At 49.6% G+C, this 24,644-nt stretch carries 19 protein-coding genes and 1 other annotated feature; of the genes, 4 read left to right on the forward strand and 15 right to left on the reverse strand.

The genetic code is table 11. The features are described from left to right. Nucleotides 1–117: 117 nt before the first annotated feature. The 3 genes from KD909_RS10185 to KD909_RS10195 are packed head-to-tail and all read left to right on the forward strand — an operon-like array spanning nucleotide 118 to nucleotide 2,750. Nucleotides 118–573, forward strand: a complete 456-nt coding sequence (locus KD909_RS10185) for a type IV pilus modification PilV family protein (RefSeq protein ID WP_211781479.1) — start codon at nucleotides 118–120, stop codon at nucleotides 571–573. Next, entirely contained in the window at nucleotides 521–1,084 is a 564-nt protein-coding gene (locus KD909_RS10190) for a prepilin-type N-terminal cleavage/methylation domain-containing protein (protein ID WP_249199024.1), read from the forward strand. Before KD909_RS10185 ends, KD909_RS10190 begins: the two co-directional genes overlap by 53 nt. Before the next feature lie 16 nt (nucleotides 1,085–1,100). Further along, complete coding sequence (locus KD909_RS10195) at nucleotides 1,101–2,750, forward strand: hypothetical protein (RefSeq protein WP_211781480.1); 1,650 nt, start codon at nucleotides 1,101–1,103, stop codon at nucleotides 2,748–2,750. Between the two features lie 46 nt (nucleotides 2,751–2,796). On the opposite strand, the gene KD909_RS10200 is transcribed toward KD909_RS10195, so the two are convergent. The 3 genes from KD909_RS10200 to KD909_RS10210 form a co-directional block, all read right to left on the reverse strand. After that, the gene (locus tag KD909_RS10200; RefSeq protein WP_211781481.1) at nucleotides 2,797–3,438 is read right to left on the reverse strand and encodes a hypothetical protein; all 642 of its coding nucleotides are present in this window, start codon (nucleotides 3,436–3,438) and stop codon (nucleotides 2,797–2,799) included. Nucleotides 3,439–3,460: 22 nt separating this feature from the next. After that, the gene (locus KD909_RS10205) at nucleotides 3,461–7,195 is read right to left on the reverse strand and encodes a DUF5057 domain-containing protein (RefSeq protein ID WP_211781482.1); all 3,735 of its coding nucleotides are present in this window, start codon (nucleotides 7,193–7,195) and stop codon (nucleotides 3,461–3,463) included. Nucleotides 7,196–7,287: 92 nt separating this feature from the next. After that, a complete protein-coding gene (locus KD909_RS10210; protein ID WP_211781483.1) occupies nucleotides 7,288–8,490 on the reverse strand; it encodes a bifunctional folylpolyglutamate synthase/dihydrofolate synthase in 1,203 nt (400 codons plus the stop codon). A gap of 109 nt (nucleotides 8,491–8,599) precedes the next feature. Here KD909_RS10210 and KD909_RS10215 point away from each other — a divergent pair, with 109 nt between their 5' ends. After that, nucleotides 8,600–10,036: a protein adenylyltransferase SelO gene (locus KD909_RS10215; protein WP_211781484.1), complete on the forward strand. Its 1,437-nt coding sequence runs from the start codon at nucleotides 8,600–8,602 to the stop codon at nucleotides 10,034–10,036. 59 nt (nucleotides 10,037–10,095) lie between these two features. Here KD909_RS10215 and KD909_RS10220 read toward each other — a convergent pair whose 3' ends face one another. The 12 genes from KD909_RS10220 to lon form a co-directional block, all read right to left on the reverse strand. Beyond that, on the reverse strand, nucleotides 10,096–10,443 hold the full coding sequence (locus tag KD909_RS10220) for a short-chain dehydrogenase (RefSeq protein WP_211781485.1): 348 nt from the start codon (nucleotides 10,441–10,443) through the stop codon (nucleotides 10,096–10,098). Nucleotides 10,444–10,713: 270 nt separating this feature from the next. Then, complete coding sequence (locus KD909_RS10225) at nucleotides 10,714–11,163, reverse strand: GNAT family N-acetyltransferase (protein ID WP_211781486.1); 450 nt, start codon at nucleotides 11,161–11,163, stop codon at nucleotides 10,714–10,716. Between the two features lie 43 nt (nucleotides 11,164–11,206). Next, nucleotides 11,207–11,959: a hypothetical protein gene (locus KD909_RS10230; RefSeq protein WP_211781487.1), complete on the reverse strand. Its 753-nt coding sequence runs from the start codon at nucleotides 11,957–11,959 to the stop codon at nucleotides 11,207–11,209. A 92-nt stretch (nucleotides 11,960–12,051) separates the two neighbouring features. Beyond that, nucleotides 12,052–14,703: a valine--tRNA ligase gene (locus tag KD909_RS10235; protein ID WP_211781488.1), complete on the reverse strand. Its 2,652-nt coding sequence runs from the start codon at nucleotides 14,701–14,703 to the stop codon at nucleotides 12,052–12,054. A gap of 57 nt (nucleotides 14,704–14,760) precedes the next feature. Then, nucleotides 14,761–14,982, reverse strand: a binding site (T-box leader). 47 nt (nucleotides 14,983–15,029) lie between these two features. Next, entirely contained in the window at nucleotides 15,030–16,334 is a 1,305-nt protein-coding gene (hemL, locus tag KD909_RS10240; RefSeq protein ID WP_211781489.1) for a glutamate-1-semialdehyde 2,1-aminomutase, read from the reverse strand. Continuing rightward, complete coding sequence (gene hemB, locus KD909_RS10245; RefSeq protein WP_015881120.1) at nucleotides 16,331–17,311, reverse strand: porphobilinogen synthase; 981 nt, start codon at nucleotides 17,309–17,311, stop codon at nucleotides 16,331–16,333. The genes hemL and hemB overlap by 4 nt, the downstream gene beginning before the upstream one ends. After that, nucleotides 17,308–17,940, reverse strand: a complete 633-nt coding sequence (locus tag KD909_RS10250) for a uroporphyrinogen-III synthase (RefSeq protein ID WP_211781490.1) — start codon at nucleotides 17,938–17,940, stop codon at nucleotides 17,308–17,310. Before KD909_RS10250 ends, hemB begins: the two co-directional genes overlap by 4 nt. Before the next feature lie 25 nt (nucleotides 17,941–17,965). Next, the gene (gene hemC, locus KD909_RS10255; protein ID WP_211781491.1) at nucleotides 17,966–18,883 is read right to left on the reverse strand and encodes a hydroxymethylbilane synthase; all 918 of its coding nucleotides are present in this window, start codon (nucleotides 18,881–18,883) and stop codon (nucleotides 17,966–17,968) included. A gap of 52 nt (nucleotides 18,884–18,935) precedes the next feature. Further along, a complete protein-coding gene (gene hemA / locus KD909_RS10260) occupies nucleotides 18,936–20,282 on the reverse strand; it encodes a glutamyl-tRNA reductase (protein WP_074037529.1) in 1,347 nt (448 codons plus the stop codon). A 185-nt stretch (nucleotides 20,283–20,467) separates the two neighbouring features. After that, complete coding sequence (locus KD909_RS10265) at nucleotides 20,468–21,637, reverse strand: AI-2E family transporter (protein ID WP_211781492.1); 1,170 nt, start codon at nucleotides 21,635–21,637, stop codon at nucleotides 20,468–20,470. Nucleotides 21,638–21,747: 110 nt separating this feature from the next. Beyond that, entirely contained in the window at nucleotides 21,748–22,341 is a 594-nt protein-coding gene (yihA, locus tag KD909_RS10270) for a ribosome biogenesis GTP-binding protein YihA/YsxC (protein ID WP_211781493.1), read from the reverse strand. Continuing rightward, a complete protein-coding gene (lon, locus tag KD909_RS10275) occupies nucleotides 22,342–24,642 on the reverse strand; it encodes an endopeptidase La (protein ID WP_074037530.1) in 2,301 nt (766 codons plus the stop codon). Nucleotides 24,643–24,644: the final 2 nt, after the last annotated feature.

The raw sequence follows: 24,644 nt of genomic DNA on the forward strand, positions 1-24,644 counted from the left end.
ATCCGTTCAGCGTATAACTTTAGTATAATATGTATTGTACAAAAAATAACATTTAATTCAGTATTGCATACGTTATTTTCCGATTGTTTTACTTTTTTTGAATAGGAGGTCAATGTCTTGTCGCATTCCGAAAAAGGTTTTACGCTCGTCGAAGTGCTCGTCTCCATCGTTGTTCTTTCAATTGTTTCATTTTCTTTACTTTCGATTTTCAGCCAAAGTTTGAAGACGACACACGACAGCCTCAATCAAACGATTGCGAACCAAGTGGCGCAAAACACGTTACATACTCTAAATCGACGGGCCGCGTCCGTTGATGAACCGCTCGAACTGCGTCAATTGTTGAATCGGGACGGGATCAGCTCGACGTGCGACTTCTGCGAAGATACCCGAATCCATGGGGATACGTATATCGCAACCATTCAATCGCTGTCCACTGCACCCGGACATACCATTGAAGTTGAAATTTCGGTGACGACCGACCGTTTGCAAACGCCCGTCACCTTGAAAGGAGTCATTTCGAATGCGACATTGCGCGAACCGTTCCCTGAAACGGCTGTCCCGACAACTGACTGAGATGGAGAAACGTGAAGACGGCTTCACGCTCGTCGAGTTGCTCGTCACAGTCGTCGTCGCTTCGATTTTGAGCGGCGTCATCATTACGGCCTTTATCACTGGAACGCTCGGTTTTCAAATGACGAACGAGACGAGTGACCTTCGAAGCGAGGCCGACTATTTGATTGCCTCCGTGCTCTCTGACGTGAACCGGACCGAATTTGACGCCGTGACGGAAGTGGACGGCTCGTTTCAATTTTATCGATTGTCTGCTCCAGACATATCGGATGCCGGAATGATTTACCGGGAGGCGGGATACGTCCCGACCGACTTGGTTCTCTCAGAGGATTCGTTTACGCCTTCTAATCCACAAATCACAGTCGAACGGATGACCATCCAGTTAAAAGATCCCGTGTTCGATCCGAGACGCCCGACTTACATGACCGGTGGACTCATCGAAATCGAGATGGATTTGACTCAGTCGAACAATCCCGATTCTGTGACGACATTTGAAAGCTCCATCCCATTCTAAGAAAGGAGGCATCCTGATGCGAAAACGTGAAGACGGATATGTCCTCGTGCTTGTTCTTGTGACGATGGCGGCTCTCGCCGTCCTCTCGCTCGCCGCCATGCAAGTCAACTTGGCGTCGAATAAATTGACGGTCATCCGTACGGAAGATACTCAACTGAATGAAGATGCGAAAAGCGCACTTCGCCTCATCGCCGATGAGGTTCGGACCCAGTTCCCGCTTCACGGAGAAGCGGAAGTCCCGACTCATATGGAATCGGAAGCGGCATTCCAAAGCAAGGTTCAGTCGCTCATCGTCAGTGACGAACCGTTCACGGCATTGACTACGGATAGTGAGGTCCGCTATTCCATCGAGCTGAAGAAAGATGCTACGGATACCGCCATTCAGACGGCGCCGTTCACGACGATTCTCCAAGTGAACGTCACGGCATCGCGACAAGTGAATCCGGAACAACCGATGCTTACCGTTGAATACACGCAAGACTTATACTTGACGGCTCTCCCGTCCTTTTTATACTACGTCCTCGGGTCCGACCAACAGTTGGACGTGAACGGCATGCCGACGATTCAAGGAAATATCTATTCAGGTGGTCCTCTCGCTTTCATGCGTCAAGCGAACTTCCAATTGGATGGTGTGGCGAAGCAGATTGAAAATGTCGATTCCAGTCGTCTTCACCTGAATGGCCGAATCGATTTAGTCGAATTGAGCGATTGCTTGAGTTGCCAGCAAGAGAACTACTTTACAGTAGGTACGGAACAAGCCGGCGAAAAGGCGGACGCCGGGGTATCCCCAAGTCGCTTCTCTCCGTTCCAATACGACTACTCGATCATCGAATTTTTAAATCGACGACTCGACACACCGCTCGCCTACACCAATAATGTCGACTCAAAAATCTTTGGAGAAGGTCTGATTCGCTCGACCGATCAAGTATTCGAACTCGAGAGGGTTTTATCGGAAGATGGAACCTCGATTATCGAACGCCCGACTTCGTACTTACGGGCGGATGCCTACAACGCCCTCACCGACCCGACCATCGTGACATTACCGGATGCCATTTCGGATCGCGCCATGTATGTCACGGAATCCATCACCGAGTCGAATGCCCCGCTTCTTTTCGACGGGGACGTCGTCATTGAATCACTCGAGAAGCTGACGATTGCACGGCCACTGATCGTACGTGGTGACTTGACCATTAAAGGGAACGTCTCCTTCAGTTCGACAGTCTACACGCTCGGTGATACGTTCATCGACCGAGCCAATATTCTTCCGATTGATGCAGACAAAGGGAACTCGCTCATCCTGTTATCAAAAGGAAAGATCCTGTTGAACCGAATCAACGAGTTTGACGACACACCGACGACGCTCCAGGCATTCATGTATAGTGACTCGAACGAACCGACCTATGTGTATGCGGTCGGATCCATTCTCGAAGTCAACGGAGGTCTGTACAGTAAAGGACCACTCGAAGTGAACGTCTTTAGAGGGGAATTTACTGGGGGCAACGGCTTAAGTCCAGCTGAGAACTTCGACCGTCAAGTTCCAGCTCACGAGGCCGAAAAGTCTCGATTGAAACTGACTTATAACGATTCCGTTTTCAATCAATTGGAAACACTCCCTGTCACGAATCAACTTCAATTCTTCGTCAGTCATCCCGTTCAATTGAAATGAATTCAAAAAATCGGCTTCCTCTCTGATTGAGAAGAAGCCGATTTTTTTAGTTCCCCATCTTTAAAATGAGATCCGAGTTGTAGTCTTTGGCCGTCTGTTCCATCTCTTTTGTCCATTGCGCGCCGTTATCAAGAAGCAGTTGCGTCAACTCGACCTGATTGTGACGGACCGGCTGCAATAACACCGATTCGGTATCTTGAATCGTATAGCCTTCATTGAGCAACAGTTCGGTTGCTTCGTAGTTCAACCCTTCCACCGCATACGTTAGCAGTCGCTCGTCCTTTAATTGCGCTACGGCGACTTTCCAATACGCGGGATCCTCATTTCCATTGAATAAAGAGGCGAGGACCGGTACATTGTCAATCGACTGGAATGGATCTATATCTGATTGCAGATATGCTTCTAGCACATCTGGCGTCCCTTCTGAAAGAGCAAAGTCCAATTGTTCAATCGTTGGTTCGACTAAATCATGCGTCAATGAATAGATGACGGCTTCCCATTCACCACGTTGTTGAAAATCGTTCAATTCTTCCGATGTCACTTCCGTACGGCTTGTCAACTCGTCCACTAATGATGCACCAGACAACGTCGACAAGTCTTGGTCGGCTCGAAGTTGAAGGAAGAGCCAACCCATACTTGTCACAATCAATCCTACAATCAGTAGGAGAATGATTTGTTTTCGTTTCATATCAAAACCACACTCTCATCACTCAGTAACGATCATTGTCTTGCCCTGTTGAATTTGTTTGAATCACTCGAACATAGAAAGTATCTTTTACCGCATCAAACGTTTTACCTTGAGGCAATGTCGTATATACTTCAATTTTTGCGACACCCGGCTTGATTGCGACGATTTGCTGCCCGCCGGCGTCAATTCGGACAAATTCTCTACCCGACACGACTTCCATTCGATAGTCTCTCCACGTCGCTGTCGTCGGCCAAAAGCCAAGGTCTGGGATTGGGGCGCTGGAGTCATCAACTTGAATCGTCATATCTTTCGCCATGATTTGCGTCGGATACTCATTGACACGGATGACACTCGCATTCGAACGAACGCCATTCAATAGTGTATTCACAAATTCAGATTGAAGAGTGATTGGTGTTGCGACACCATCTTTTCCGTAACCTTCATTCGCGCGGAGGGAGAATCCTCCATCCTGTTCAGTGACGGTCAATGCGGAAGGCACATCTCCAATCAATCGGAACGGTTCAGTAACACGCGGTTCGATGTCGACTTGGATGAATGCGGTCTCGTTGACTCGTTTCGCTACCCCATCTTCATCAACTTCGTCTGTATTCCATACCCATAAGTCCAGCTGGGTCGGAGATTGAACGAGTTGCGGTGACAACACGCTGACTTTGAAAGTAGTCGACGGTGACTGAACTTGGAGTCCACTGAAAATCGAACCGGGTACGACTGTTGCTTTTAGTGTCGTCTCGCCGGGTTGCAGTCCTTCAAGTTCAAGCCCTCGATCTGTCAAGTTATACCGCACACTATTCCCATTCAACTTTTCAATTTTAATCGATTCAAACTGAGCTGTGGTCGGTAATATTTTCGGGGAGACAACTGTTTTTTGTCCGACATATAGAGATTGATCCCCAATGTCGATTGACTCGGCCGGGCTGACGACCCGTAGTGTTGATTCGGCAATAATCAACGGTCGGTTGTTCCCTGGGTCGATCGTTAAGCGAATCTTTTTCTCACCAGGACTTAAGGCACGGATTGTAGCGTTTGTCCCGCTTGTTGTAATCGAGGCAACACCTCTTGGTTCAAGTATTTCCCATTGCAACGTGCTCCACTTCGGATTCGTTAAGGTTTCGCCTGATTGATCTTTGATGGTCGGAACAATCGTTTGTTGCGCGCCGACCTGCAACGTGACATTTGGAATCGATGCGCTATTTGCAAATGGTGCGCCGATTCCAATCAACAAATCCGAAAAGCGGTTGGATAAGTCGATGTGACTTTCCCATTCTTGATCCGAAGATTTCTCAATTTTTGAGACAAGCTCATTTTGTTCTTTTGCCCATTTGACCAATGAAGCCGATGGGGTGGTCGCTCGAACCGTCACATCAAATTGAAGACTGGTATCTCCACGTATAAGTTTGTTTTGTTCATCTTTGTACTCGTAGAACAGATTTGGGTTTAAGACCAAATCAATCTTCTTCGAATCACTCGGACGCACCACGTCACCGTTTGGCAATGTGATAGATACCACTTCAAACTGGTCAGGCAGTGTTTCTTTGAACAACGTTTCGTTGATTCGGATATTCTCCCCGTCTTTTTGATTACTTAACGAATCAAACGACTGAGGATATTGGACGTTATACTTAATCGTCCCTGTCTCGTACAAGGCAATCGTAGAGGAGTCAATCGATCGAGTTACGTTGACCAACTTACTCGTATCCGCTGCTTTTTTTACATTAATGACGAATCGGTCTGTGACGCTCGCCCCGCGAGAATCCGTCGTCGTGATTGTGACGTCGATTGGTCGATTGGCAACGACTTGGTCTTTCGGAATCACAAGTTCCTGCACATCATAGTTTCGTACACCTTTATACGTTTTTGACACACCGTTATACGTCACGACAGATGTCAATTCCTTATCACGGAAATCATAGTCACCAGGTCGCCATAACACTTTCACGTCTTGTCCCGATGACACTTTCACTTCCCCGGCTGTGATGTCGTCTTTGTCAAACGACTCCGTCTCATCCGCAACAGATTCTAGAACGTTGTACGGCTTATGGTTTGAGCCGATGAATGCACGATACATTGTATTGATAAAGATTTTTTGCTCGTCTGGTTTGTCAAACTTATTTGTGTGCCCTGCACCTGAATAGGTGAAGTTATTTTTTGTATACGTGTAATAATGATTATTCGCATCCCCGTAAGAACGGTTTGGACTATTTTTATCAGAAGATAAGTTATACCAAGGTGTTACTTCAGGGTCATTCAAATCAAGCGTGAAGTATTGGTTGTGCGTTGTGGAAATGGTTTTTGGCGCATCATCCAACACATATGGATAAGAAGTAAAAATTCCGTCCTGTACCTTTTCAATCACGCTCGTCGGTTGCGGTGCCCCATAACCTATGTTCGTGTAAATTCGTTGCCCTGAAATATTTTTTGAAGAATCCGCATTGACAAATTGACGTTCCCATTCAGAAGTGGCCGAGTTGCCTCCACCAGACCTAAAAATCGTATCATGAGTCAACATAACACCTTGCCCCGTCTCTGCAAACGCTTTGACTTTAGACGTTGCTGCGACATTCATACTGCCTTGCCCGTTATACGAATCTTGGAAGCCAAAAATCAACATGTCATATTCGTTCGCATTTAATTTCGAATCAAATTTCCCTTGTTGAAATTCACTCGTCGTTCCATTGTTCAAAGTGAATTTGTACTGTCCTTTATCGTCTTGCAACATGTTTGATAAGTATTGAGTGATTTGTCCTTTTATACCTGTCCCAGCGGTCAACTGTAGAATATTCGCCTCTACTTTTCGGTCGATATAAAGGAATGTTCCCTTTTTATAGTCAGCACGACCTGTGACGGTATCCTTGGCGACAATCATCCAGTTCTTCGGTCCTGTATACGTAGGCTGTGACAATAAGAATTCTAATTGTGTCGCAGATGAGCCGATGACCTCCGTCACCTTATCTTCCGGATCAAAACGGTCATTATGGTCGAAATCGATATACAATTCGACGATTGTACTCGCTGTCGGTGTGCCTACGAACTGATAGGTAAACTGGAACGGTTTACGGTCATTGTTTTTGACTTCTACCGTTCCGTTCTCAATTGGTTTTTGATTATACGTGACATCGACATTTGCCAATAATGGGCGAATACTCTGTTGTTTTACCAATTCAGAAATGAGTGCCTGATCAGTAGCAAATTGTTTCACGTTCGTGAATTCTTTCAGTGTAGATAATTGTTTCACGTTTTTACTACCAAGTGTCACATCTTTATGAAGATATACCGGTAATCCTGTTTTCACATAAAAATCAGTAATTTCACCTAACTTTAAATCGGTTAAATCATTTAAAATTTTTGTGGTATCGTGCTCTGCACTTCGATTTGATGTTGATTTGATTTTATTCACGTCATCAAGCGCTTCTTGGTATTTCTTTTCAAGCGGACTGCTTCCCAACACAATTGCATCGTAAGCCCCATCCATCGGGAAACGAGTCGCATTGAATTGCTTGACCGTCATAAAGTCAATCTCAAGCTTGTTCAAGCTGTTTAAATCACTTACGAGTGTCTTTTTATATGATTCAATCGCCGTATCTAAAGCCTTTTGAGTCAATACATTGCTTGCTGTATACGCATCTCTTAAATACAAAACTTTATATTTCGGTAACTCTTGTGCCTCTACGAATTTAGTTTGAGGGACGAACGAAAATAGTAAAATGAAGATTATGGTCACATGCATGAGTTTACGCAATGTATAGTCCTCCCTATTTTTAGTCTTCACTACTAATTATCCCACCCACTTGAAAAAATATACATCTATTTCTTTGACATCAGGTAAATGTTTTATCTTAAGAAACGTCTCACTTCACTGATGAAATAAAGCGATCCGGTCACGATCAACGTCTCGCTTGACGGCGACTCAATCCAATTTTGTAGCCACGCTTTCCATTCGACAAAGCGCGCCCCATCTTTTTCTAGTTGGGCTTTCGTTCTCGCACGCGGTAAGTCAAACGTCGTCTCATATACATCTCCGACTTGTTGAAGTGAACGAACCATCGTATCGCGGTCTTTATCTTCCAAAATCGCCGTCAACACCGTGACACTTCGTTCTTGTTTCGCTTGTAATACTAACGCCTCGATGCCTTCTTGATTGTGTGCCCCATCTAGAATGATACGCGGTCGTTTCGATACCAGTTCGTATCGACCCGGATGTTGTGCTCGCTCGAGCCCTCTTCGGATGGCGTCATCACTCCAGCCGAGGTGACGCGCAACCGCCACGGCGCACGCCCCGTTGTATGCTTGATGATGCCCCGTCAAGCCGAGCACGACAGATGGCGTATCCTCATACGTCACGACGGTCTCTGCCCCGTCCACAATCTTCTTCACGATTGGACGAACATCTTGAATGGAAGAACCTAAATCGTCCCCTCTTTGATGCAATAACTCAATCAACGATTTCTTCTCGATACTATGGAACATCGGCACGCCACGTTTCATGATGCCGTACTTTTCCAGCGCAATCTCTTCAAGCGTATCGCCGAGAATCCCTTGATGATCATGTCCGATTGACGTGACGATCGTCGCGAGTGGCTGCTTCAATACGTTCGTCGAATCGAGGCGCCCCCCGAGACCGACTTCCCAAATGATCAAGTCTGGACGTGTGTTATCAAAATAGCACCATGCCATCATCGTCAAGAGCTCGAACTCCGTCAACGTCTCTGGCGCATCGTCCGCACACGCTTTGACTCGATTCGCCACGTCGACGAGCGCGTCTTCCGGAATCGGTTCCCCGTTCAACATGATCCGCTCCTCGAACTGAATGATGTAAGGGGATGTGAATGTACCGACGGATAAGCCGTTCTCCATCGCCATCGCCCGTAAAAACGCGACGGTCGACCCTTTTCCGTTAGTCCCGGCCACATGGATGGATGGGCGTTCTTCTAACCCTAACTGCTCAATCATCCAGCTCATCCGCTCAAGACCCGGTTTGATCCCGAAGCGAAGCTGTCCACTCAACCAATCGAATACATCTTGTCTCGTCTTCATCTTCCACACTCCTACTGTTTGCACTTCTGTTTCATCTTATCAAAATTCACGACAGCCGTTATGGAAAACAGTCTGTGCTATACTCGAAGCGAAGAAGGAGGCATGCGCCATGACAACTGACTGGAACTTCGAGGCGACATACCTCGAACTACGTGACATCTTTTACGACCGTGGACCGATCCATCCGGTCGACAACCCGACACTCGTCTTGTTTAACGATTCATTAGCCGCTTCACTCGGCCTTGATGCGCAAAATGTCAAGCAAGACATCGCTTTACTTGCCGGCAATCGTCAAACCGAGACGTCTTTCTCTCAAGCATACGCCGGACACCAATTCGGCAACTTGACGATGCTCGGGGACGGACGCGCCCTCATGCTCGGGGAACATGTGACTCCGAACGGGAAGCGTGTCGATGTGCAACTGAAGGGTTCTGGACCGACGGAGTATTCTAGAGGGGGCGACGGACGGGCCGCACTCGGGCCAATGGTACGCGAGTTCATCATCAGCGAGGCGATGCACGCCCTCGGCATTCCGACGAACCGGGCGCTCGCCGTCGTTCAGACAGGGGAAGCCATCATGCGTCAAGGTCCGAAACACGGAGCCATCCTGACTCGGGTCGCATCGAGTCATCTTCGTGTCGGAACATTCCAATTCGCGGCAGGTGCCGGCTCCATCGATGACGTCATCGCACTTACTGAAGTAGCCATCAAACGACACGACCCAGACTTGATCGATGCACCGAATCGTTACGAACAGTTCCTCGGACGCGTCGTCGAAAGACAGGCGAGACTGATTGCGAACTGGCAACTCATCGGGTTCATTCACGGGGTGATGAATACGGACAATATGTTCATCAGTGGTGAAGGTCTCGATTACGGACCGTGCGCGTTCATGGATACGTATCATCCGGAGACGGTCTTCAGTTCGATTGACCGAGACGGACGTTACGCTTATGCGAATCAACCCTATATCGGGTCGTGGAACCTCGCCCGACTCGCGGAGACATTGCTGCCGCTCCTTGGTGAGACGAAAGAAGAAGCGGTCGATGTGGCGAACAAACAGCTCACCCGTTATACCGAGTTGTATAAAGTAACGTACTTTACCGGACTCGCGCATAAGATTGGCCTATTCGTCCGAAAAGACGGTGACGATGCGCTAACGGATGAACTGCTTCGGTTGATGATGGAGACGGAGGCAGATTATACGAATACGTTCCGCTCGTTGACGCTCGGTGAAATTGAATCGCTCCCATTCTCAACCCGGGAAGATGGGAAGGCGTGGATTGACGCTTGGCAGAAACGTTTGAGTGAGCAAGGTCTCCCGGACGAGGACGTCAGTCGAATCATGCGCCAATATAACCCGGCCGTCATTCCCCGAAATCATCATGTTGAAAAAGCGATTCAAGCAGCAGAACGAGGCGACTTCGGACCGACCGAGGCGCTACTCACGATTTTACGTGACCCTTATAACTACGGCCAACCGTCTGAATACGTATCGGCAGGTCCACCACGGACGTATCCGTATCAAACGTTTTGTGGCACGTGATAAAACAATCCCTCGAACACTTCAATCTGTTCGAGGGATTGTTTTACCTTACATTTTATTCAAAGGCCAAAATGAATCATATCTTTCCCTTCATCTCGCGCTTCGATGATTTTTAAAATCAGCTTCCCCAATTCCGAAGTAGCCTGATTGTTCATTCTGTTTAACACGACTTCAATAAAGAATGATAAAGACGCATGTGGAATCAATGTAATGCCGCACTCATCCAATCCATGGGCAGGACAATGATAGAAGTGAAAGAATGTACGCATGTCATTTAACTGTTCAATCCAGTGCTCCACTTCTTCTCCATCCACCGTAATACACCCGTATCTTTCCGGCATATACTCCACATGAAGCTCTTCCCCATGAATGGAATCGATTATTCCAAATTCGTGATGATAAGACACAATACTCCCCCTCATATCTTTATATACCAAAATGAACTACATCCTTTCCTTTGCGTTGAGCTGAAAGGATGAGGGTTGCCAAGTCACTTAACTCCTCGGCCTAATTGAATGATTGTGATTCTGTGACAACCTCATATAGGTAGGATGATTTGATACGTAGACTGGTGAATTTCATTCTCGATGCCATGTATCGAATTCATGGATTGGCAAAATATATGACGTCCTTCCATCGTTTTTTCTGCTCCAATTTGAAAATTACTTCATTTCTTACTAAACGGACTTGTAATAGCCTGTCCCTGTTCCATCAAAGCCCATCTTTTTGTAGAATACGTGTGAACCCGTTCGTCGATTTCCTGTATTGACTGCTATTTTCATTATGCCATGTTGATGTGCCCACTCTTGAACATGATTCACTAAAGAAGCCCCGACCCCATTTTTTTGATGAGATGCCTTCACTACAAGAGCAATGATTCGAATGTAGGATGCATCTACTTCATAAGACACTCCTCTAAAAAAACCAATCATCCCTACAATTTCTTGATTTTCCACCGCTACAAATGTGTGATAATTCGAATCTTGTTGAATATTCATCAAACGGGTGGCCATCTGTTTTTCAGTAGTCGGGTATCCTAACTCTCCCATTAATTCTGACAGTGCAGCTACATCATTCATTTCAGCATTACGAATGCGTAGGATCGTTTCCTTTCGATTGAGCAACATGCCCCCTCCTTTTCATCGGTTCTATAAGTGTGCGTGTTCATCTTTACTCCGGATCATGAAACGGAAACGATACAGACGAAGGTTCCGGTAACGAATCAGCGAGTGCCAACAACTCTTCTTCCGAGATATTTCCTGTCACGATAATCAGTTTGCCTTGGGTTAAATAGTATAAACCGTTCCCGTATGATTGCTCCAATACATACGGTTCTGGCTGTTCCGACATCTCCCCTTCTACTTCAGTGAAAGAATCCGTCGCAATGATACTGATGAGGCTTGTCTCATCATATAACGTCCAAAGCTTCACCGGCCAATCGCTACCTGAATAATCAGCGCTGATGGCCTCCATCTCTTTATTAGGAAGATCTAATCCGTGAGCGAACGCTGATGATGTCTCCGGAATCCCAAAACGTTGCATGCCACGCTGCGCCCATCCCTTTCTTTCATCATGAATGAATACGCCAAACGGATTCTCACGGTCAGGGACGGTCATCGCAACTAAACCGATTCCCCCGACCATCGTCTCCGTTAAAATGTGATCTTTCGACAACTGTCTTGTCGAGCCATCTTCATATTGAAGGGTGATTTGTTCCACGACTGCATCCGAGACCCTTTCTGTGCCTGGTGGTACTTCGGCAATCATCGTCCCGGTTACGTCTACGTCGGGGAACTGTGATTCATCAATCCCGACTTTCTCTACTTTTTTCACATCAATCGTCTCTACAGACTCCGTCTCTTCTGATGGTGTACATCCTACCAGTCCTAGCACAAGAACACACATTACTCCGATTCGTCTCATCTCATATCTCCTTTTCTGCGTCTATCTCTCCAAATTCTACCAAAACACAAAAAAACCTTCTTCAGAGAGTCAATCTCCAAAGAAGGTGTGTCTTACTTACGCAACTCTTCCAAACGGGCGCGGACCGCGTCACGCTTGTCGAGGTAGTCTTTTTCTTTTGCTTTCTCTTCGTCGATGACGTGAGCCGGCGCCTTGGCGATGAAGCCTTGGTTTCCGAGTTTCTTCTGCACGCGCTCGACTTCTTTCTCATACTTCGCCACTTCTTTTTCAAGACGGGCGATTTCTTCTTCGAAGTTGATGAGGTCGGCGAGCGGGATGAAGAGCTCCGCTCCCGTCATGATCGCGGACATCGACTTGTCCGGGGCCGTGAGACCACGTCCAATTTCAAGCTCTGTCGCATTTGTGAACTTGCCGATCGTCATTTCATTCGCGCTCAAGTACCCTTGTGTCGCATCGTCGCTCGTCGAGATGAAGAGCTGGATCGGTTTCGACATCGGTGCGTTCACTTCGGCACGGATGTTACGAACCGAGCGGATGACGTTCATCACAGCTTCAAACGCTGGAACCGAGTCTGCGAAGTGAAGGTCGTCACGACGCGTCGGATAGCTTGCACGAACGATTGAATCGCCTTCGTGCGGCAAGTGTTGCCAAATTTCTTCTGTAAGGAACGGCATGAACGGGTGCATGAGACGCATGATCGAATCGAGCGTATGCGCGAGGACCGAACGGGTCGTGCGCTTCGCTGCTTCGTCCTCACCGTATAACGTGAGTTTCGCCATCTCGATGTACCAGTTACAGAACTCTTCCCAGATGAAGTTGTACAAGTAACGACCGGCTTCACCGAACTCGTACTTGTCGACGAGGCGTGTCACTTGGTCGATTGTGTCGTTCAAGCGCGTCAAGATCCACTTGTCAGCAAGCGTCTTCTCACCTGTGAGGTCGATGTCTTCCACTTTGAGTCCATCCATGTTCATGAGTGCGAAACGGCTCGCGTTCCAAATCTTGTTTGCGAAGTTCCATGTCGACTCGATCTTCTCCCAATAGAAACGAAGGTCGTTCCCTGGTGTCGAACCTGTGAGGAGGAACCAACGGAGTGAATCGGCTCCGTACTGGTCGATGACTTCCATCGGGTCAACGCCGTTACCGAGTGATTTCGACATCTTGCGTCCTTCCGAGTCACGGATGAGACCGTGGATGAGGACGTCATTGAACGGTTGCTTCCCTGTGAACTCGAGTGATTGGAAGATCATCCGTGATACCCAGAAGAAGATGATGTCGTATCCTGTAACGAGCGCGCTCGTCGGGAAGTAACGGTTGAAGTCCGGTGCGTCCGCATCCGGCCAGCCCATTGTTGAGAACGGCCAAAGTGCTGACGAGAACCATGTGTCGAGGACGTCTTCGTCTTGTGTCCAGTTCTCACTGTCCGCTGGCGCTTCTTTCCCTACATACACTTCTCCTGTCTCGTTATGGTACCAAGCCGGGATGCGGTGGCCCCACCAAAGTTGACGGCTGATACACCAGTCTCGGATGTTCTCCATCCAACGGAGGTACGTGCCTTCGAAGCGTTCTGGGACGAAGTTGACTTTCGTGTCGTCGTTTCCTTGTGCCTCGAGTGCCGCTTTCGCGAGTGGCTCCATGTCAACAAACCATTGTTTAGAAAGGTATGGCTCGATGACTGCGCCTGAACGCTCTGAGTGACCGACCGAGTGCGTGTGCGGCTCAATCTTCACGAGTGTGCCGTCTGCCTCAAGATCTTTGACGAGTTGCTTGCGGCATTCGAAGCGGTCGAGCCCTTCGTAAATGCCTGCGTTCTCGTTCATCTTCCCGCCTTCGTCCATGACGAGGATGCGTGGAAGCTCATGACGGTTTCCGATTTCAAAGTCGTTCGGGTCGTGGGCTGGCGTGATCTTCACGCAACCTGTACCGAACTCCATGTCCACGTAGTCATCCGAAACGATTGGAATCTCGCGGTTCATGACCGGAAGCATGATCGTCTTGCCGATGAGGTGTGTGTAACGCTCATCTTTCGGGTTGACGGCAACCGCCGTATCACCGAGCATCGTCTCGGGACGTGTCGTTGCGATCTCGATATGACCTGAACCGTCAGCGAGTGGGTATTTCATGTGATAGAATGCACCCTCGACTTCTTGATAAATGACCTCGATATCTGAAACGGCCGTCTTTTGAGCCGGGTCCCAGTTGACGATATATTCGCCACGGTAGATCAAGCCTTTTTCATAAAGACGGACGAATACTTCTTGAACGGCTTTTGAGAGCCCTTCGTCGAGTGTGAAGCGCTCACGCGAGTAGTCGAGACCGAGACCAAGTTTTGACCATTGGTCGCGAATCGTCTTCGCGTACTCGTCTTTCCATTCCCACGTCTTCTCGAGGAACTTCTCACGTCCGAGGTCGTAACGCATGATACCCTCTTCACGGAGCTTTTGCTCGACTTTCGCTTGTGTCGCAATCCCGGCGTGGTCCATCCCTGGGAGCCAGAGCACGTCATAGCCCTGCATACGCTTGAGGCGTGTCAACAAGTCTTGGAGCGTCGTATCCCAGGCGTGCCCGAGGTGAAGTTTCCCCGTAACGTTCGGTGGTGGGATGACAATCGTGTACGGTTGTTTCGAATCGTCCTCGTCTGCTTTAAATACATCGTTCTCTAACCAGTAGTCGTACCATTTTGACTCCGTCGCACTTGGGTCGTACTTCGTCGGCATGGTAATTTCATTTGTCTCATGGGCCATGTGTGGCGCCTCCTCTATATCTTAATAAACACAAAAACGGCTTCTCTCGTCCTATACGCTAAGGACGAAAGAAGCCGTGATCTTCCGCGGTACCACCTTAGTTCGCCAACAAGTGGCGCCCTCAAAATCGAATAACGGTCGATGGACCGAACTTTCCTACTCCATTCAGAAAGTCAGCTCCGAGGCGACTTCCGCGTCCATCCCTCGCAACCTTTCACCAAGCGGTCGCGTCTCTAAAAGGAATGGAGTATGCGTACTACTCCTCATCAAAGCCATTCATCGTATCTGTTAAATAATTGTAGCGACAGAAACGTCAGCAGTCAAGATTAGAGTGAAAACTCTTCTTGAAGCTCCTTGAACGTCGCCTCGACCGCTGCGATCGTCTTCTCGATATCCTCGTCCGTATGAGCCGTCGAGAGGAACAATCCTTCGAACTGTGACGGTGGCAAGAAGACGCCGCGCGCCGCCATCTTCTGATAGTACGAACGGAACATCTCAAGGTTTGCCGACTTCGCTTTCTCGAAGTTCGTCACTTTCTCGTTCGTGAAGAAGAAACCGAACATCGAGCCGGCACGGTTCGTGTCGTGTGGGATGTTGTATTTCTCACCGGCCTGTGTGAAGCCTTCAGCGAGACGGTCTGCCTTACGCTCGAACTCGGCGTAGTGCTCCGGTTTGAGTTGCGAGAGTGTCGTGTAACCGGCAATCATCGCGAGAGGGTTACCCGAGAGCGTACCTGCTTGATAGATCGGACCTTGCGGTGCAATCTGTTCCATGATCTCGCGTTTCCCGCCGTAAGCGCCGACCGGAAGTCCGCCGCCGATGACCTTTCCGAGACATGTGAGATCCGGTGTGACACCGAAGTACCCTTGTGCACAGTTGTACCCGACACGGAAGCCCGTCATGACCTCATCAAAGATGAGGAGCGCGCCGTTTTGTTCCGTGATCTCGCGGAGTCCTTCGAGGAATCCTGGTTGTGGTGGCACGAAGCCCATGTTTCCTGCGGCCGGTTCGACGATGACGCCAGCGAGATCATCACCGTATTTTTCAAAGGCGACGCGGACTGCGTCCAAATCATTGTAAGGAACCGTGAGCGTATGGCTCGCAAGCTCTTTCGGTACACCTGGTGAGTCTGGAAGACCGAGCGTCGCGACGCCAGACCCGGCTTTGATGAGAAGCGAATCCCCATGTCCATGGTAGCATCCTTCGAACTTCAAAATCTTCGTCTTCCCTGTGTAGCCGCGTGCGAGGCGAAGTGCCGCCATCGTCGCTTCTGTTCCCGAGTTGACCATACGGACCATCTCGATCGATGGGACGCGGTCGATGACGAGTTCTGCCATCTTCGTCTCAAGCTCGGTCGGCGTCCCGAACGTCCAGCCTTTTTCGGCTTGTTCTTGAATCGCTTTCGTGACGACCGGATTGCGGTGACCAAGGATGAGTGGTCCCCATGAGAGGACGTAATCGATATATTCGTTGCCGTCGATGTCATAGACGCGTGAGCCGTCACCGCGTTCGGCGAAAATTGGCGTCATGCCGACCGATTTATAGGCACGGACCGGGCTGTTGACACCGCCTGGCATGAGCGGGCGGGCTTGTTCGAACGCTTCCTGTGAGCGCGTTTGGTTGTATGTCATGCGTAGTCTCCTTCCAAATAGCGACAGACGTCTTTTGCGAAATACGTGACGATGAGATCGGCACCGGCACGTTTGAATCCGACCATCGTTTCCATGACGATGCGTTCTTCATCGACCCAGTCGTTGAGTGACGCGGCTTTGATCATCGCATACTCACCGCTCACGTTATACGCCACGATTGGCATATCGAGTGAGTCGCGCATGTCACGGATGATGTCCATGAACGCGAGAGCCGGTTTGACGATCATGAAGTCAGCACCTTGTTCCACGTCCGATTGTGACTCACGGAACGCCTCGCGACGGTTCGCCGGGTCCATCTGATACCCTTTACGGTCGCCTTCTCCAGGAGCTGATTGAGCTGCGTCACGGAACGGTCCGTAATACGCAGACGCATATTTGACGCCGTAGCTCATGATTGGAATGTGGCTGAATCCGTTCTGGTCGAGACCTTCGCGGATAGCTGCAACGAATCCGTCCATCATCGAGCTCGGTGCGATGATATCGGCACCCGCCTGTGCTTGCGTGATCGCCGTCTGGACGTGAAGGGGTAGCGATGCGTCGTTATCGACGTCCCCATCCTTCACGAGACCACAGTGACCTGTCGACGTGTATTCACAGAGGCACGTATCGGCGATGACCGTGAGCTGTGGCGCCCACTCTTTCACTTTACGGATCGCTTCTTGGACGATGCCGTGGTCATGATACGCTTCACTGCCTTCTGGGTCTTTATGTTCCGGCACGCCGAACAAGAGCACAGATTGGAGACCGAGGTCGACGATTTCTTTAATCTCTTCTTCGAGTCGGTCAAGTGAATAATTGAAGACGCCAGGCATCGAGCTGACTTCACGTTTAATGTTAGTCCCTTCAATGATGAAGAGCGGGTAAATCAAATCTTCTTTTCGAACATGATTTTCACGTACGAGGGCACGCATCGACTTCGATGAGCGAAGACGACGGTGACGGTCAAACTGGTTCATGAAAAATCCTCCCCTACACACTGTATTAATGCATCCATAGTATAACATTCTGGCACTCGTATCGGTAACGTCGACACTTGTCGGACGGCGCGTTCGGTCACTTCGCCGATGGCGTACCACGTGCCGTTGAAGCGGGACAAGTGTGGCGTGAGCGCCTCGACGGCCGACGGACTCAAGACGAGCAGCGCCTTCACGGTTTCGAGTTGTTGCTGTTGCGCCGGTGTCAACGCCACTGGAACAGTCTCATAGACGACCCAGTCCTGTACATGAGGCAACATCGACATATGGGACGTGTTCGCCAAATTGCCACGCGCGAACAAAACGACGTCATCGGTTGACACGACATCGCGTAACTGCTTAAAGAGTGCCTCACCTGTATACGTCTCCGGCATGAGCGAGACGGTGAACCCTTCGGCTTCGAGCGCCCGTTTCGTCTTCTCTCCGACAGCGGCGACTTTGACGTCACGCGTCAGATTCTGAAGGGCGGGCACCGCGTTTTGACTCGTCACGACGAGCCAATCGAATCGTTCCACGGGTGGCGGTGTAAACGTCTCTCTCGTCTGAATGAGCGGGACATGATGAACGGAAAGACCGCTCGCCTCGAGCCGTGCCCGTTGCGAAGCGGTCATTCGTTTCGTTCCCGTGTACCAAACGTCACTCATTGACCGAGGCGAGGATTTCACGCCCGCCACGACCGAGCAATTCTTCTGCGACTGCTTGTCCGAGTGCAACGCCGTCCGTTGACGTTTTCGTCACGCGAAGCACTTCTTTCCCGTCCACTGACGCGATGAGACCTGTCAGTGTCACATCGTCACCATCGACCGTCGCATAACCGCCGACCGGAACGTGACAACTTCCTTCGATCGCTTTTAAGAAGGTGCGCTCCGCTGTAGCCGCTTTCGCCGTCACATCATCATGCAACAATTGAAGCACTGCTGTAACTTCTGCATCGTCCTTGCGGCTCTCGATGGCGAGTACGCCCTGGCCGACAGCCGGTACCATGACGTCCGGGTCGAGCGCTTCAAAGTCGACACGATCTGTCCACCCCATCCGCTCGAGTCCTGCTTTCGCAAGCAAGATGGCGTTGTAGTTCTCCGAGTCCAACTTCTTCAGACGCGTATCGATGTTTCCACGGATCCATTGAATCTCAAGGTCAGGACGTGCTGCCAAAATTTGAGCACCACGACGGAGTGAACTCGTTCCCACGATTGAACCTTTTGGAAGCGTCTCGAACGTGTAGCCGTTCTCACAGATGAGGACGTCACGCGCATCGACACGTTTCGGCATGCAGCTAATATAGAGTTCTTCTGGTAGTTCGGCCGGAACGTCTTTCATGCTGTGTACGGCGAAATCGATGTCCCCAGCGAGCATCTGTTGTTGAATCTCTTTGACGAACAACCCTTTCCCACCGACTTTTGACAATTGCACGTCGACGATTTGGTCACCTTTCGTCACGATTTCTTTAATCTCGAACTCGTTCTTTGCTCCAGCTTGCTTCAACTGCTCGATGACCCATTTTGTTTGAGTCATGGCGAGTTGGGAACGGCGTGAGCCGACAATGATTTTCCGCATGTTCAATCTCTCCTTCATAGAAAAAGGCGACACGCGTCGCCTTTTTGTCTTGTTAGCGCATCAATGCGCGAAGTGGTGCTTTGGCAGAAGTGGCATCTGTTTCTTCCACTTCGTCTACAGGTTGTTCCGGCAACTCGACATCAAGTCCGAACGTCTCGATGAATTGAGCGATTCGAACGTTCGCGTCCGGTTGAGCCGCTGCGTCTTTAATGTAGTCAATCGGGTCACGAAGCATTTGATTGATGATCGACTTCATGTGCTTCCCGATAACTTTCTTGTCGCGTGCTGACAAATGGTCGAGCTTACGCTCAAGACTCGTCATCGTGTCTTCTTGAATATCAAGGGCACGGGCACGCAACTCGTTCATGATTGGCACGACACCGAGCGTGATGAGCCATGTTTGGAACTCTTGAATCGCTTCATCGATTTTCATTTCAATCTTTTCAGCCTCGACGAGACGCGCTTCAAGATTTTTGTTTACGATTCCGTTCAAATCATCGACATCGAACAAATGCACACCCGGAAGTGTCGCGACCGCTGGATCGATATCTCGCGGCACAGCGATGTCAATGAGAAGAAGCGGACGTTCGCGGCGCAACAACTGTGCAGCCGCTACATCGTCGTATCCAATGACGGCATCCTTCGCCCCGGTCGAACTAATCAAAATATCTGCATCAAGTAATCCACATGCGATCTCACGAATCGAATGGGCACGGCCTTTGAACTTATCCGCTACAGCTTTTGCTTTGCTCTCCGTCCGGTTGAAGACAGCGATTTGTTTCGCACCTGCTTCAAATAAGTTGAGTGTCGTCAATTCACCCGTCTCACCGGCTCCGACGACGACGACTTGTTTGTCTTCAAGCTGTTGATACATCTCTTGTGCGAGCGTCACGGCAGCCGAACTGACCGATACAGACATTTCCCCAATTTGCGTGTCCGTATGGGCGCGCTTGGCGAGTGTGACCGCTTCTTTGAATAATTTGTTGAAGACCGTTCCTGTCGTTCCATGCTCCTGGGCACGGAAGAAACTCGTCTTCACTTGACCTAAAATTTGTGTTTCCCCGATGATCATCGAGTCGAGGCCCGACGTGACACGGAACAAGTGGCGAATCGCCTCTTCCCCTTCTCGAATCGACAAGTATGGTGTGAACTGCTCCATCTCTAGGTTGAACCAGTTCGCCAAGAAACGTTTCGTGTAATAACGTCCAGTATGGAGTTGATCTGTCACGACGTACAGCTCCGTCCGGTTACACGTAGACAAAATAACCGACTCGAAAATGCTCTTCTCTTCGCGAAGTGCAATCATCGCATCCACGATTTCTTGCTCCCCAAACGAGAACTGCTCCCGAATCGCGACAGGGGCTGTCTTGTTATTTAGTCCAACGACGACAATATGCATGTATCTCTTCCCCTCATCTAAAATCCACCGACGGTTATCTCTTCTTTATTTCAATCTCTACCGTACATTATAACAGTTCTTATCTGGTAACTATAATCTTCTGTTTGATTTTCCTGAAATAAAATAAGAACTTTTTGTGACAAAAAGAAGTAGAAATGGCGAAACTCCATTCCTACCCTTTCTTCTTATAGATTTGGCGAGTTCGGGTCCGTGATAATCGAACTCTCAGGCTCCTCTTTATCCAAATAATGTTCTCGTTCTCGTAATTTATAGATGCGAACGATATTCTGGACAACCGTTTTGGCGACCGCATAGAACGGTACAGCGATGAGCATTCCGATGATGCCGGCCAAATTCCCGGCCACGAGCAAGACGATGATAATCGTGAGCGGGTGTACTTTTAACGACTTCCCTTGAATGAGTGGCGAGATGACGTTCGACTCAATCTGCTGCACGACGATGATGACAACGATGACCCATAATACCTTGATCGGATCTTGAATGAATGCCACGACCACTGCCGGTGCAGCCCCTAGGAACGGTCCAACGTAAGGGATGATATTTGTTACCATCATGAAAAGTGCGAGCAAGATGGCATAATCCACTCCAATGATCCAAAGACCGATCAGTGACGTGATTCCGACGAAGAATGCGACGAGCAACTGAGCGTTGACGTAACTCCGCACCGTCTCGTGCATGTCATGCAAGATATGACGTGTCTCTTTCTCATAGCTCGAGGGCAAGAGTTTGACGATAGCGTCCGGCAAGCGTTTCCCGTCGAGCAACATGTAAAGAAGCATGAACGGAATGACGACGATCGTGATAACCGCTGACGTCACGAAACCAACGACTTGACCGAATGACGAGGCGATATTTCCGAACAGATCACCTAAGTACGACGTGATGTTCGTCGTCAAGTTACGGAACATCTCGTCATTTTCTGCCATGAAGCGTGCAAAGAACTCATTTTGTAGCAACGTGTCACGGACAGCGAACGCCTGTTTCTGAAGTTCTTTTGCGATACTCGGCATAGCGTTGACGAGCGATGTGATTTGTTCGCCTAAAACCGGTCCGAGAATACTGAAGACAAGTGTAAAAATAAGCACGAGTCCGATCAGTGTGATGGCTACAGCTAGTGTTCTCTTCCCTTTTAAGCGTTTCTCTAAGAAGTCGACAATCCCGACCAGGAAATAAAAGAAGAGTCCGGCCACAATAAGCGGAACCGTGACGAGTGCCAAAATAACTTGAATCGGTTCAAACACGAATGAGATCTGTGTCCCGACCCAAATGACTAAAAAGATGGTCAGCGTCCAAAAGAGGGCGCGATACCATTTGTTTTCAAACATGCGTTGCATTTCTCCACCTCGTTTACAATGATGACTATGTACTAACTATGATTATACGATAATTACCCGCTTGCGGGCTGACAAAAACAAAAAGGCGAAGGAATCCCTTCGCCTTCTCCTTATTCGCCTTCTGTGATGAGTGCGTAAATCGCTTTCCATGCCTCGTCTTTTCCTTCTGCCGTTTCGGCCGAGAAGGCGACAAAACGGTCAGATGGATCGAATTGAAGCTTGCGTTTCACCGCTGCCTCATGTTTTTGACGCTGACTCTTCTTGATTTTATCGAGCTTCGTCGCCACAACGATGACCGGAATCTCATAATGTTTCAAGAAATTGTACATCGTCACATCGTCACCCGTCGGTTCATGACGGATATCGACGAGTAAGACGACGCCGCGAAGCGCCTCTTGACTCGTCAAATACTGTTCCATCATGACGCCCCACTTCTCACGTTCCGTCTTTGATACTTTCGCATATCCATATCCCGGAACGTCAACAAACATGATCTCATCATTGATGTTGAAGAAGTTGAGGGTCTGTGTCTTCCCTGGTTTCGAAGACGTCCGTGCGAGCGCCTTCCGTTGGCAAATCTTATTGATGAACGACGATTTCCCGACGTTTGACCGCCCGGCAAGTGCCACTTCCGGCAATTCATGGACCGGGTAATGGTCTGGCGCGACGGCACTCGTCACGAACTCTGCTTTGTTGATCTTCATTTAATTTCCTCCAAATGCTACATCTAGTACTTCATCGAGTGTCGTCACGGGAACGAACGTCAATTTCTCACGAACCGTCTCTTGAATATCATCGATGTCTCGCTCATTATCTTTCGGAATGACGATGGTCGTCAACCCGGCTCGATGAGCAGCGAGCGCTTTTTCTTTCAATCCGCCGATCGGCAAGACACGTCCACGGAGTGTGATCTCACCTGTCATCCCGACATCACGATGGACTTTCTTCCCGGTCAATGCGGAAATCAAGGCCGTCGCAATCGTGATTCCCGCCGACGGTCCGTCTTTTGGCACGGCACCCTCTGGCACGTGAATGTGAATGTCTTGTCGCTCATAGAACGTCGGGTCAATCCCGAACCGCTCTGCGTTTGCACGGACATAGCTATATGCTGTTTGTGCGGACTCCTGCATCACATCACCGAGTTTACCCGTCAACTGAAGTTTGCCTTTCCCTGGAGCGAGCGCCACTTCGATTGTGAGCGTGTCGCCACCAAACGCCGTGTAGGCAAGGCCTGTAACCGCACCGATGGAGTCCTCGGTCTCTCCTTTTCCGTAACGATACTTCGGCTTCCCGAGATACGTGATGATCGCCTTTTTCGAAATCGTGACCCGTTTCTTCTCCCCGATGGCGATTTGTTTCGCGGCTTTTCGGCAGAGTGATCCGATGACGCGTTCTAAGTTCCGGACGCCGGCTTCACGTGTGTAACGACGTACGACTTCATAGAGCGCATCTTCTTTAATCGTCAACTGACTCTTCTTCAATCCGTGCTCTGTCAATTGTTTCGGCACCAAATGGCGCTTCGCGATCTCTACTTTCTCAAGCTCCGTGTACCCACCGATTTGAATCAGTTCCATCCGGTCAAGAAGCGGTGCTGGGATTTGTGAGACATCGTTCGCCGTCGCGATAAAGAGAACGTTCGACAAATCGAACGGTTCTTCGATGTAGTGGTCCGAGAAGGAGACGTTTTGTTCCGGGTCGAGCACTTCTAGCATCGCGGACGCCGGGTCCCCTCTGAAGTCAGAAGCCATCTTGTCGATCTCATCGAGCAAGAAGACCGGGTTTTTGCTTTCCGCTTGCTTCAGCCCACGGATGATCCGTCCTGGCATCGCACCGATATACGTACGACGGTGCCCACGGATTTCCGCCTCATCACGCACACCACCGAGTGAGACACGAACGAAGTGACGTTCAAGTGCCGAGGCGATCGAACGGGCGAGTGACGTCTTCCCGACCCCTGGAGGTCCGGCGAGACAGAGGATTGGTCCACGAAGCGAGTTCGTCAACTGGCGGACGGCCAAATACTCGAGGATACGGTCTTTTACCGATTCTAAGCCGTAATGGTCATCATCAAGGACGTCTGCCGCATGTTTCACGTCAAGCTTATCTTCCGTCTCAATGCCCCACGGAAGAGAGGTGACCCAGTCGAGGTAGTTACGGATGACCGCATACTCCGGAGACGTCTGCGGCACGACGTTCAATCGTTCCGCTTCACGCATGACGTTCTTCCGCGTCGTCTCTGGCAAGTCGAGCGCCTCTAGCTTCTCACGAAGGCGGTTCGGTTCTGACTCTTGCGTCTGGTCACCGAGTTCTTGTTGGATCGTCTTCATTTGTTCTCGTAAGTAGTACTCGCGCTGCGACTGCTCAATAGACTTCTTCGTCCGCTCGCGCATCTCTTGCTCGAGCTCAATCACTTCGACCTCGTGTGCGATGATTTCAAGCAGTTCAAGTCCTCGCTTGACGGCATCCGCCTCTTCAAGCATCGCTTGGCGGAGCTCGACGTCGACATCGAGTTTCGACGTGATATAGTCCGTGAGCGATTCAAGCCGCTCATACATCTCGAAACGACGACGCTCATCTGGCGACATACCCTTAATGTTTGCGACGAGTTTTCCGAACTGTTCTTTCAACAGACGGACGAGTGCTGTTCGTTCGACCTCTTCCCCTTCTACGAGTTCGACCGGTTCGATGTTGGCGAACCATCCTTCATCTGTCGATTCGACCGAGTCGACACGGACGCGCTCTTTCCCGACGATTCGAACCCGAATCGTCTCGTTCGACAGTTCACTCATCTTCGCGATGTGGACACGCGTTCCAACCGTGTACAAGTCTTCCGGTTCTGGAGACTCGTTCCCAGTTTCTTTCTGTGTCACGACAATCAAATCTGTTTCATGCTCCTTTGCGGCAAGGAGCGCCCGAAGGGATAACGGGCGTCCGACATCGATGGTCACACCGATGAGCGGATATACGACGACTCCTCGCAAAGGAAGGATTGGTAATTTTTCCATAT

The sequence above is a fragment of the Exiguobacterium sp. PFWT01 genome (assembly GCF_018255795.1).
Taxonomy (GTDB): Bacteria; Bacillota; Bacilli; order Exiguobacteriales; family Exiguobacteriaceae; genus Exiguobacterium.

What these genes read in the sequence shown, in the direction of transcription:
- KD909_RS10190 (WP_249199024.1), top strand. Translation starts at nt 521, where the DNA reads ATGCGACATTGCGCGAACCGTTCCCTGAAACGGCTGTCCCGACAACTG.
- KD909_RS10195 (WP_211781480.1), top strand. Translation starts at nt 1,101, where the DNA reads ATGCGAAAACGTGAAGACGGATATGTCCTCGTGCTTGTTCTTGTGACG.
- KD909_RS10200 (WP_211781481.1), bottom strand. Translation starts at nt 3,438, where the DNA reads ATGAAACGAAAACAAATCATTCTCCTACTGATTGTAGGATTGATTGTG.
- KD909_RS10210 (WP_211781483.1), bottom strand. Translation starts at nt 8,490, where the DNA reads ATGAAGACGAGACAAGATGTATTCGATTGGTTGAGTGGACAGCTTCGC.
- KD909_RS10215 (WP_211781484.1), top strand. Translation starts at nt 8,600, where the DNA reads ATGACAACTGACTGGAACTTCGAGGCGACATACCTCGAACTACGTGAC.
- KD909_RS10225 (WP_211781486.1), bottom strand. Translation starts at nt 11,163, where the DNA reads ATGTTGCTCAATCGAAAGGAAACGATCCTACGCATTCGTAATGCTGAA.
- KD909_RS10230 (WP_211781487.1), bottom strand. Translation starts at nt 11,959, where the DNA reads ATGAGACGAATCGGAGTAATGTGTGTTCTTGTGCTAGGACTGGTAGGA.
- KD909_RS10235 (WP_211781488.1), bottom strand. Translation starts at nt 14,703, where the DNA reads ATGGCCCATGAGACAAATGAAATTACCATGCCGACGAAGTACGACCCA.
- hemL (WP_211781489.1), bottom strand. Translation starts at nt 16,334, where the DNA reads ATGACATACAACCAAACGCGCTCACAGGAAGCGTTCGAACAAGCCCGC.
- hemB (WP_015881120.1), bottom strand. Translation starts at nt 17,311, where the DNA reads ATGAACCAGTTTGACCGTCACCGTCGTCTTCGCTCATCGAAGTCGATG.
- KD909_RS10250 (WP_211781490.1), bottom strand. Translation starts at nt 17,940, where the DNA reads ATGACCGCTTCGCAACGGGCACGGCTCGAGGCGAGCGGTCTTTCCGTT.
- hemC (WP_211781491.1), bottom strand. Translation starts at nt 18,883, where the DNA reads ATGCGGAAAATCATTGTCGGCTCACGCCGTTCCCAACTCGCCATGACT.
- hemA (WP_074037529.1), bottom strand. Translation starts at nt 20,282, where the DNA reads ATGCATATTGTCGTCGTTGGACTAAATAACAAGACAGCCCCTGTCGCG.
- KD909_RS10265 (WP_211781492.1), bottom strand. Translation starts at nt 21,637, where the DNA reads ATGCAACGCATGTTTGAAAACAAATGGTATCGCGCCCTCTTTTGGACG.
- yihA (WP_211781493.1), bottom strand. Translation starts at nt 22,341, where the DNA reads ATGAAGATCAACAAAGCAGAGTTCGTGACGAGTGCCGTCGCGCCAGAC.
- lon (WP_074037530.1), bottom strand. Translation starts at nt 24,642, where the DNA reads ATGGAAAAATTACCAATCCTTCCTTTGCGAGGAGTCGTCGTATATCCG.